This window comes from Roseibium sp. (assembly GCF_025698965.1).
Lineage (GTDB): Bacteria > Pseudomonadota > Alphaproteobacteria > Rhizobiales > Stappiaceae > Roseibium.
This window is the reverse complement of sequence record NZ_JAILWL010000015.1, coordinates 21,879-31,210: the sequence shown is the minus strand read 5'-3', so window position 1 is coordinate 31,210 and position 9,332 is coordinate 21,879. Positions and strand designations below refer to the sequence as shown.

The 9,332-nt window shown below is 55.1% G+C and carries 9 protein-coding genes; 6 read left to right on the top strand and 3 right to left on the bottom strand.

Translation table 11 applies throughout. From position 1 onward, the window contains the following. Positions 1-111: 111 nt before the first annotated feature. Positions 112-342 carry a hypothetical protein gene (locus tag K5905_RS02550; RefSeq protein WP_297579993.1) on the bottom strand — a complete coding sequence of 77 codons (231 nt, stop codon included), beginning with the start codon at positions 340-342 and terminating at the stop codon, positions 112-114. Between the two features lie 320 nt (positions 343-662). On the opposite strand from K5905_RS02550, the gene K5905_RS02545 reads away from it, so the two are divergent. The 4 genes from K5905_RS02545 (at position 663) to K5905_RS02530 (ending at position 4,507) form a co-directional block, all read left to right on the top strand. Further along, the gene (locus tag K5905_RS02545) at positions 663-1,793 is read left to right on the top strand and encodes a hypothetical protein (protein ID WP_297579991.1); all 1,131 of its coding nucleotides are present in this window, start codon (positions 663-665) and stop codon (positions 1,791-1,793) included. Between the two features lie 165 nt (positions 1,794-1,958). Continuing rightward, positions 1,959-3,158 carry a pyridoxal phosphate-dependent aminotransferase gene (locus K5905_RS02540; RefSeq protein WP_297579988.1) on the top strand — a complete coding sequence of 400 codons (1,200 nt, stop codon included), beginning with the start codon at positions 1,959-1,961 and terminating at the stop codon, positions 3,156-3,158. A gap of 135 nt (positions 3,159-3,293) precedes the next feature. Next, complete coding sequence (locus tag K5905_RS02535; RefSeq protein WP_297579986.1) at positions 3,294-3,902, top strand: hypothetical protein; 609 nt, start codon at positions 3,294-3,296, stop codon at positions 3,900-3,902. 125 nt (positions 3,903-4,027) lie between these two features. Further along, complete coding sequence (locus K5905_RS02530) at positions 4,028-4,507, top strand: DUF992 domain-containing protein (RefSeq protein ID WP_297579984.1); 480 nt, start codon at positions 4,028-4,030, stop codon at positions 4,505-4,507. A 105-nt stretch (positions 4,508-4,612) separates the two neighbouring features. Here K5905_RS02530 and K5905_RS02525 read toward each other — a convergent pair whose 3' ends face one another. Together K5905_RS02525 and K5905_RS02520 are read right to left on the bottom strand one after the other, a co-directional pair. Further along, positions 4,613-4,909: a hypothetical protein gene (locus K5905_RS02525; protein ID WP_297579982.1), complete on the bottom strand. Its 297-nt coding sequence runs from the start codon at positions 4,907-4,909 to the stop codon at positions 4,613-4,615. 71 nt (positions 4,910-4,980) lie between these two features. Then, positions 4,981-5,352, bottom strand: a complete 372-nt coding sequence (locus K5905_RS02520; protein WP_297579980.1) for an ankyrin repeat domain-containing protein — start codon at positions 5,350-5,352, stop codon at positions 4,981-4,983. A 341-nt stretch (positions 5,353-5,693) separates the two neighbouring features. On the opposite strand from K5905_RS02520, the gene K5905_RS02515 reads away from it, so the two are divergent. Both K5905_RS02515 and msrP read left to right on the top strand, forming a co-directional pair. Beyond that, the gene (locus tag K5905_RS02515; RefSeq protein ID WP_297579978.1) at positions 5,694-7,757 is read left to right on the top strand and encodes an elongation factor G; all 2,064 of its coding nucleotides are present in this window, start codon (positions 5,694-5,696) and stop codon (positions 7,755-7,757) included. A 249-nt stretch (positions 7,758-8,006) separates the two neighbouring features. Beyond that, entirely contained in the window at positions 8,007-8,969 is a 963-nt protein-coding gene (gene msrP / locus K5905_RS02510; protein ID WP_297579976.1) for a protein-methionine-sulfoxide reductase catalytic subunit MsrP, read from the top strand. The last annotated feature ends 363 nt before the right edge of the window (positions 8,970-9,332 follow it).

Genomic DNA, 9,332 nt, shown 5'->3' with positions numbered 1-9,332 from the left:
TCCTGTATTGAGACGTCTTGCGACGCCGTGTCTTTTCAGCGTTTGCCATTGTCAAAAACAGTCTGTTCGTATTCAGGTTTCAAAGGTCCGAAAACGGGTTGCCCTTTTGGCTCAAGTGCCGTCCCTGTTGGAAGCGTCGGTCAGTTCCCGGAACAGGCGTTGACCCAGCAGCTTTGTCAGCACGGCCATTGCCGCGAATGCGATCAGCAAAAGGGCCAGGGCAGGCACAAGCGCGAAACACATTAAAATCAACAGGCCTGTTGCCAGCATGTACAGCAAAGCCGGTGGGAAGCTTGCGCGGGAGAGTGTTTGAGATGAAACGCCCGAACTCACGAACTGCATTGGTGCCTCCATCTTTCGATGAAAGCAGTTAAGCCTTTAAATGAGCCGTCAGACAGACGGCAATCTGGCTGTCGCTGTGTGATTTTGTGACCATTTTTAGGCAAATTGTCATCAATGCCGAATGAGTTTTCGACGATGCTGTGTAGTTAATCAACTGTAAATATGTCAGTAAATGTTTTCTGTAAACACTACCTTGCGTTGCGTAATTCTTTGATTGTGTAACGAATTTGATGGATTTTACAGGGCGATTTTAGTTTTTGTTTGTAATTACCTGCGATGATCATGGGAAGGGAAACTCATTCAAACGGGTCGGGCTAGGAATGACACTTAACGCAGCGAAGAGCGCCCCGGCGCCCAAGCCGCAGACATCTGTGGTGCCTTCAAAGCAACATCAAAAGGGCGATGATGAACGCCCGGCACTGTCCCTGGCAGGACTTCAATTCTTTTTCGCCGATATCAGCCGCAAGACAATCTTGTGGCACGAAGTTGGATCTCAGAGCTTCAACAGCGAGGTCAAGGACCTGCAGGAGGCTCCTCACAACGAAGCTCTGCGTCATCTGTCGCCGGAAGACCGGAAAAACATTCTCCGGCTCGTGCAAGGGGCGGTCCGTGAGGGCAAGGCGGGACCGTTCGATGTTGGAGGCGGGCCGGACCATCGAATTCCCGGTGTTCCGATCGTTGCTTACCGGTATGAATTGCCGGACGGGCGGGTGCTGGCAATCTGCTTCCCATCCATCGGTGAGAATGACGACAATCCAGGCCGGGTCGTGCTCGGTCTTGCCCCGATCCTGCAGCACTTCGTTGCTTCGTCGACCCGGGTCGTCTTGCTGGTCGACAATTTTGGATATGTCCGTTTTGCCAGCGACGGTTTCATCAAGAGCTTTCAGATTGAAGATGCACGTCTGATCCTTGGGCGCAACATCGCCCATATTCAAAACCGGGTTGGCCGGACCATCGTGTCCTTGACGCTGGCAGCGCTGACGCGGCGTGCAAGTGCGACGGGGCGCGGCAAGTTTCTTCTGGCGAGCAACGACAGTCTCGATCTCAATTACGAAGCAATGTATTTTCGTGTTGGCGGAACCGTTGGCGGCGTGCTGTTTTCAGCCGGTCATGTCGGCGGAGATGTGGACTTTGCTAATGTTTTTGATATCTGCAGCGCGCCAATTCTGGTTGTAAACACCAAGTCCAGAATGATTATCGCGGCCAACAAAGCGGCCATGAAAACCTATCAATTGACATCGGAAGTCCTGGACAGCCGCCCGATCACGGAGATGCTGTTGCATCCAAGCAATTATTCATCCCTGTTGGGTGCTGCGAAACAGGAGTCTGATGTTCCCATGTCGGTGCCGGTCAATATTCTGAACGGTCAGACGAAAAAGAAACGCTTCAAGTGCAGTCTGGTTGACACTGAAACCAAAGAGCCCAAACTGATCCTGGAGACTCGCAGCTGACGCAAACGGCACTGTGCCGGTCAGGGCCTCGTGCCGGGTTCGCAGCAGCAAAAGCTGAAAAAACTGCTTTGCCGGCTCGCTGGAAGCCCTATTGGGACTTGTCTTCCGAGACGCACGGTTCTACGGTCCGCGCGCTGTTATTCCCGTTTCCCCCTGGAGGACATTATGGGCTTTCTTGCTGACGCATTGGCGCGTGTACAACCATCTGCGACCATCGCTGTCACCAACAAGGCACGCGAGCTGAAAGCCGCAGGCCGCGATGTGATCGGTCTGGGTGCTGGCGAGCCGGACTTCGATACCCCGGAAAACATCAAGGCGGCTGCCATCAAGGCCATCACCGAAGGCAAGACAAAATATACTGCCGTAGACGGCATTCCCGAGTTGAAGGCTGCAATTGTCGCAAAGTTCCAGCGGGAAAACGGTCTCAGCTACCAAACCAATCAGATTACGGTAGGCACCGGCGGCAAGCAGGTGCTTTACAATGCCCTGGTCGCCACGCTGAACCCGGGCGATGAAGTCATCATTCCGACACCTTACTGGGTGAGCTATCCGGACATGGTGCTGATGGCCGGGGGCGAGCCGGTAATCGTGGAAGCCGACAAGTCGACTTTCAAGATCACTCCGGAAGCTCTTGATGCGGCAATCACTTCGCGCACCAAGTGGTTGATTTTCAACTCACCGTCAAACCCGTCAGGCGCAGCTTATACGGAAGCGGAACTGAAAGCGTTGACCGATGTTCTGATGAAACACCCGCATGTCTGGGTGATGACCGACGACATGTACGAGCATCTGGTCTATGACGATTTCAAGTTCACCACGCCGGCACAGGTCGAACCGGCTCTTCACGATCGCACACTCACTGTGAACGGTGTCTCCAAGGCCTATGCCATGACCGGCTGGCGTATCGGCTATGCCGGCGGCCCGGCCGATCTGATCAAAGCCATGGCAAAGGTCCAGTCACAATCGACGTCCAACCCGTGTTCCATCGCCCAGTGGGCGGCTGTTGAAGCGTTGAACGGAACCCAGGATTTCATCCCTGCCAACAACGAGGTCTTCAAAGGCCGACGGGATCTGGTCGTTTCCATGCTGAACCAGGCGAACGGCATTACCTGCCCGGTTCCGGAAGGCGCGTTCTATGTGTTCCCGTCCTGCGCCGGAACCATCGGCAAGACAGCGCCATCGGGCAAGGTAATCGAAAGCGATGCCGATTTTGTCACCGAGCTTCTGGAAACGGAAGGTGTTGCCGTGGTTCACGGATCGGCATTCGGTCTCGGGCCGAACTTCCGGATTTCCTATGCGACGTCGACGGAAGCCCTTGAAGAAGCCTGCACGCGCATCCAGCGTTTCTGCGGTAACCTGAAATAGGATTTCCGGTCCTTCCTGCACTGTATAAGGGCGGCATGTGCCGCCCTTTTTCATGTCTTCCTCCGGTCGCAGGTCAGGGCTGGTGGGAACCGGTGTCCTGATCTAATGTTTCTTCAAACACACTGGAGACGACGCATGGAAAAATCCCAGCAGAAACAGTGGTTCACCGACCTTCTTGAAGGTGTACCTTCGATCGCTTTCATTCTACTTTGGCGGCAGGGTGGTGATCTCGAGTTCGCAGGCTGGGTTGGATCCGGGCTGGCACTTGGCGTTTTTGCCGTGTTCCGGTTGCTAAGAGCGCGAATGCACCCGGTTTTGCTGGGGGTCAATTTACACATACTTGTCGCGACTCCCTTGATCATCAGTCTCTTCCGATTTGGTGATGCGGCCATTGCCAAAACGCTGGTGGCTTATTCACATGGGGGTGTGCTGCTGACGGTTCTGATGACGGGCCTCCTGCTTTCCTCTTTCTCCAAAGGCGGATTTGCCGGACTTCCCGACATGCCACGCGGGCAGCAAGGACGCATTTCCGCGCTTATGCTTATCGTATCCGCGTTGGGCGCCATCTGGGCTCTGGCAACACCGCAAGACAGCCTGATTCCGGTTGTTGTGACGCTGATGCTTCTGATCGGAGGGCGTCGTTACCTGCTGGCCCGCTGGATGGATCGATCCAAGACGGATGGGACAACGGCGGTCGGCGGACTGTCCGTCGGTGACCTATCTTCGACCGAGCTTTCTGCTTAAATCCGATCCCTGGAACGAATTTGAAACCTCTGCCCAGATTTTGACGTGATGCCTGCATATCAGGAGCGATACCCGCATACATTGTCTGAATGCGAGTACTCGCTCTTGATATGGAGATTTTCACAATGCGCTTTTTGAGCATGGCTCTTGCCACTGCGGTCCTTTTTTCAACCGGATCTGCTTTTGCAAACGAAAACAGCCCTAAGGTTGAAATTGGAACACTAAGCTGCCTGGTGGAAGGCGAACACAGCTTTATCGTGGGTTCGTCTGCAACGCTTGGATGCAGCTTCAAGCCGGCTGATGGCGGCGCGGTTGAAAACTACAAAGGCCAGGTCAACGACTATGGCCTCGATATCGGTAAAACCAAGGAAGCGACCCTGGTCTGGGGTGTCCTGGCTCCGTCCGCCAATCGTAAGCCTGGCCTGCTGGCGGGGACTTATGGTGGGGTAACCGCGGGCGCAAGCCTCGGTGCAGGGATCAAGGCCAACGCTTTGATCGGCGGTTTCGACCGGTCCATCGCCCTCAATCCGTTTTCTCTGGAAAGCCAGACCGGGACCAATATTACGCTTGGTGTCAGCAAGTTGACGCTGGAACGCATCAACTAATTCAGGCGTTCCAGCCTGATCCTATCTCTTTGAAGAAGGCTTCCCCTCTCTCTTTTTGCGGGAGGGGGGCACTCAATTTATCAAATACGTTTTAGTCGGCATTAGCTATCTGTTCTGACAACCTGCATTTGCTCCGGCACAAGGGTCTCCCGACACATTGGGCTGTGTGTTGAGCCGATTGATCTGATTGGTCCTGTTCAGTCTGTTCGCGCTGTCGATCTGCTGGCGCGTCGAGAATGTCGATTGCTGATTGTTCAGGTTTTGATTGAGCTGCTGTTGGGCGGACGGCAGGTTGTTCGGTGTCGAATTCGAAAGGCCGCGCAGCTGATTGTTCTGGGCTGCGGCTGAACCCGTCAAAAGAGCTGAAAGGGCTACCGCCCAGGCGTATTTCTGAAAGCTCATAACATCACCTTTTCGCAGTCTTGCTCCCGGCTATCCCTAATATAGGTCGCGCAGAGGGGAAGGTCATGGGCTCATCTTGCAAGCCTGAACCCCCTGTCCCTGGCTATTGAAGCGGGTGTCTCGTCGAATTCCGATGCAACGTCGGTCCTTGCTCCGAATTGCATGAGCAAATCTGCCAACTCCCGGTTCTGGGCCATAGCCGCGTAGTGCAACGGCGTGTAGCCAAGGTCACCCTGGAGGTTCGGATTGGCGCCATTTTCCAGTAGCAGCCTGCAGGCATAGAGGTCTTGCCGGTGCGCCAGAATGTGAAGTGGACTGTCTCCCTCGCAATCGACCGTATCGATCCTGATGACCGCAACGCCGTCCTGATCCGGGAAAAGTGTGAGCGACGTCGATTGGAGAATGTCCTCCAGGCTAGCGCGCTTCTTGAACCGTTTTGCCATTTGCTTGTCCGACTGGCGAAAGTTAATCGCAGCATTGAGGAAAGTATCGAGGGGCGCAAGTCGGGATGACAACCAGGCTTAACGCTCTCTCAATTCAGTCGGTGTCAGGTTTTGGTTGTTGCACTGCGACAAATAATTCCCTTGCGTTTGGGCTGCAATCGGCGCGACGATGGATTACCGCCCCTGGTCGAAGTGCCAAAGAACTGGGGCTTGGTGCTGATGAGTACTGGGCTTTTATGGCCTTCGATCCCATCCGGGCGAGACGCGGCGGGCCCGCGTCCTTCACCGCCGGCCGTGCCGCGTTGTTACGGGGATATCCTCGAACAAACGGGAGACGCACTATGGCAATCAGTACAAACGGAAAGGGACCATCTGCCGGCAATGCGCCGCGCTGTATCGCCCTTGTAGGTCCGTTCGGCAGCGGCAAGACCAGCCTTCTGGAAGCCCTGCTGGCACGAACGGACAAAGTCGCCCGCCAGGGAAGCGTGACTGACGGAAACACGGTAGGCGACGCCTCACCGGAAGCGCGCGCCCATTGCATGAGTGTGGAAGTCAACGTTGCGGATGCCGACTATCTCGGCGACCGGTTTGTGTTTGTCGACTGTCCCGGATCTGTTGAATTCTTGAGCGAAATGGACGGTGCGCTCAGCGGGGTCGATCTGGCTATCGTGGTGGCTGAGGATGACGAGCGTAAGGTTCCAGCCTTGCAGCTTATCCTGAAAGCTCTCGAAGCCCGCGCCATACCGCGGGTTTTGTTTTTGAACAAGATCGACAAGAGTACCCGGCGCGTGCGGGACGTCTTGAACATTCTGCAGCCCGCTTCGTCCGTTCCTCTGGTTCTGAGACAGATCCCCATTTGGGAAGACGGTCAGGCAACCGGCTTTATCGATCTCGCCCTGGAGCGGGCGCACGTCTACCACGAAAAGGAAGCCAGCACGCAGATTGACATGTCCGATGAAGACCGGACCCGTGAGCACGAAGCCCGCTTTACCATGCTGGAACATCTGGCGGATCACGACGACGATCTGATGGAAGCGCTGCTGGAAGATATAGCTCCCGACCGCGATCAGGTCTTTGCCGATCTCGTCAACGAAATGCGGGATGGACTTATCTGTCCGGTGTTTTTCGGCTCCGCCGAGCACGGCAACGGTGTCAGCCGTTTGCTTAAGGCACTGCGGCATGAGACGCCTGGGGTCGATGTGCTGGCTCGACGTATCCTCGACAATGAGCGTCGCTCAGTGTTGCAGGTTGTGAAGACACTGCATACTCAGCACGGTGGCAAGCTTTCAATTGCACGTGTTCTGGAAGGTCAGATCTCCGATGGGGACAGCCTGTTCGTGAATGGTGATGACGAGGTCAAAATCTCCGGCCTGTTCTCGATTTTCGGGCAGGGGGCGAACAAAATTGCGACAGCAGGCAAGGGGGACCTTGTGGGCCTGGGAAGGTTAGACCATGTTCAGACCGGCGACATGCTCACCGTCGAACAAGACAAGCTGGCAAGCCTGTCCGAGATTGAGCAGCGTCCGCCCGTTCTTGCCATCGCCATTGCAGCGACTGAGCGAAAGGATGAAGTTCGACTGTCCGCCGCCCTTTCCAAATTGGCCGAAGAAGACCCGTCCCTAACCATCAGTCAAAATCAGACAACGGCGGAAACCTTGCTTGCGGGGCAAGGTGAGATGCATTTGCGGGTCGCCCAGGAGAGGCTTGCAGGCAAATATGGCCTCAACGTCTCTTCCCACTCGCCGCACGTGCCTTATGCCGAAACCATACGGGCCAAGACCAAGATACGCGGCCGCCACAAGAAACAGTCCGGGGGACACGGGCAGTTCGGCGATGTCGTTCTGGAAATCGCACCGCTGCCGCGTGGCGAAGGCATACAGTTCTCCGACACCATTACCGGCGGCGTCGTGCCCAAACAGTATATTCCATCGGTCAGGGATGGGGCTCTGGACGCCTTGGGACGCGGTTCGTTCGGGTTTCCTGTCGTGGATATCTCTGTCTGCCTGACGGACGGTTCCTACCACTCGGTCGACAGTTCTGACCAAGCGTTCAAGATGGCTGGGATTCTGGCAATCCGCGACGGTTTGCCTGAATGTAAGCCTGTGCTGCTGGAGCCTATCCACAAGGTGGTGATCGCCTGTCCGAACGACGCGACAGCCAAGGTCAATGCCATTGTGTCCGCGCGCAGAGGTCAGTTGCTTGGTTTTGATGCGCGTCCGAACTGGCCGGGGTGGGACGAAGTCCAGGCTCTTATGCCGGAGGCCGAAATCGGTGATCTGATCGTTGAACTCAGGTCAGCGACGGCAGGTGTTGCCAGTTACACGACTGAATTCGACCACATGGCAGAGCTTTCCGGGAAGGCTGCAGAACTTGCTCTTCAAAAGTCCGGAAAGCAGGCAGCCTGAAGAAAAAGCACGATCTCTCAAGAGAGTGGATCAGCAACACCGCGGGAGGGGCCTCAGGCCCCTCTTTCCTTGGCCCTCAGGTACACTGCCGAACACTGCAGTTCAGGGGGAGCCGATGAAAAAATCGGATGCACCCGGCCTGCTCACCTCTTCCATTCGATCACAAACTTTCTGCGACTGGTCACCAGGGCGTTATTTGCCATTGAAGACCGATTCCGGTTCTCTCTTCGGCAAACGGGAGTTTTGTGAATGAACATAATCAAGAAGCGCAGCTGGGATCTCCCGGAACGCGAAGCCACTCCGGAAAGCGTGTTTTTGAACCGCCGTCAGATTTTGGCGGGTCTGGTTGGCAGTGGCGCGCTGCTGGGGACGGGGCTGGGCATTCGTCCGGCCTTTGCAGAAGAGGATCCGAGCGCGGGCCTCTACCCGGTAGCACGAAACACGGGCTTCAAGCTCGACCGAGATCTGACCTCGGAAGAAGTCGCCTCCAAATACAACAATTTCTACGAGTTCGGCTCTCACAAACAGATCTGGCCCGCTGCCCAGAAACTGGAAATCCGCCCCTGGACGGTAACGCTTGATGGTTTGATCGATAATCCGCAGATCGTCGATATCGATACGCTACTCAGCAAAATGCCTCTTGAAGAACGTCTCTACAGACACCGGTGTGTCGAAGCCTGGTCGATGGCTGTGCCCTGGTCCGGTTTTCCGCTTGCCGAGCTGGTGAAACTGGCCGGTCCACAGACAGGCGCAAAATACCTGCGCTTCGAAACGTTCCTGGACCCGTCCGTTGCAAGCGGGCAAAAACAGAGCTGGTATCCCTGGCCCTATGTCGAAGGCCTGACACTTGAGGAAGCCACAAACGATCTTGCCTTCATGGCCACCGGTGTCTATGGCAAGCCGCTTGCCAAACAGTTTGGCGCCCCGATCCGTCTGGTGACCCCGTGGAAATATGGTTTCAAGTCGATCAAGTCCGTCGTCAGGATCTCCTTTACGGATCAACGCCCGGTCAGTTTCTGGGAAGAGATTCAGCCCAAGGAGTACGGTTTCTGGGCCAACGTGAATCCGTCTGTGCCGCACAGGCGCTGGCCGCAGGCTTCCGAGAAACTTCTCGGCACGGACGAACGTCGAGATACGCTTCTTTACAATGGGTATGAAGAACAGGTTGCCGGCCTCTACAAGAATTTGACCGGTGAACTTCTGTTTATGTGACGCGATGCCGACCCTCAGGAGGTTTGGCAAAAAAAATGCCGGGTCTCAAGACCCGGCAGTTTGAATTGATTCACTGAAAACAGTGGAATCACCTTCCAGAGGGGAACAGCTGGTCTGGATATCACTGGGAGGAGGACGTGACATCCGTGTGACCAACAGTGATGCTTATATGCAGTGCACAAGCTGCATAAACAAGAGGCAGTGGCGCAGACCTGCTATGCAAATTCCGCAGAGCTGGCTATTTAAACGAAATATTTTTGAATTAGTCATTTGAAAACATATAGTTATATATATTCACGTTCTTGCAATAATTAGAAAATTTTGGAAATCGGACGTGAAAATTAATTGAAAAACCGGGTCGAT

Coding starts and splice junctions, on each gene's coding strand:
- msrP (WP_297579976.1), top strand. CDS start 8,007: ATGAACATAATCAAGAAGCGCAGCTGGGATCTCCCGGAACGCGAAGCC.
- K5905_RS02530 (WP_297579984.1), top strand. CDS start 4,028: ATGCGCTTTTTGAGCATGGCTCTTGCCACTGCGGTCCTTTTTTCAACC.
- K5905_RS02515 (WP_297579978.1), top strand. CDS start 5,694: ATGGCAATCAGTACAAACGGAAAGGGACCATCTGCCGGCAATGCGCCG.
- K5905_RS02535 (WP_297579986.1), top strand. CDS start 3,294: ATGGAAAAATCCCAGCAGAAACAGTGGTTCACCGACCTTCTTGAAGGT.
- K5905_RS02545 (WP_297579991.1), top strand. CDS start 663: ATGACACTTAACGCAGCGAAGAGCGCCCCGGCGCCCAAGCCGCAGACA.
- K5905_RS02550 (WP_297579993.1), bottom strand. CDS start 342: ATGCAGTTCGTGAGTTCGGGCGTTTCATCTCAAACACTCTCCCGCGCA.
- K5905_RS02540 (WP_297579988.1), top strand. CDS start 1,959: ATGGGCTTTCTTGCTGACGCATTGGCGCGTGTACAACCATCTGCGACC.
- K5905_RS02520 (WP_297579980.1), bottom strand. CDS start 5,352: ATGGCAAAACGGTTCAAGAAGCGCGCTAGCCTGGAGGACATTCTCCAA.
- K5905_RS02525 (WP_297579982.1), bottom strand. CDS start 4,909: ATGAGCTTTCAGAAATACGCCTGGGCGGTAGCCCTTTCAGCTCTTTTG.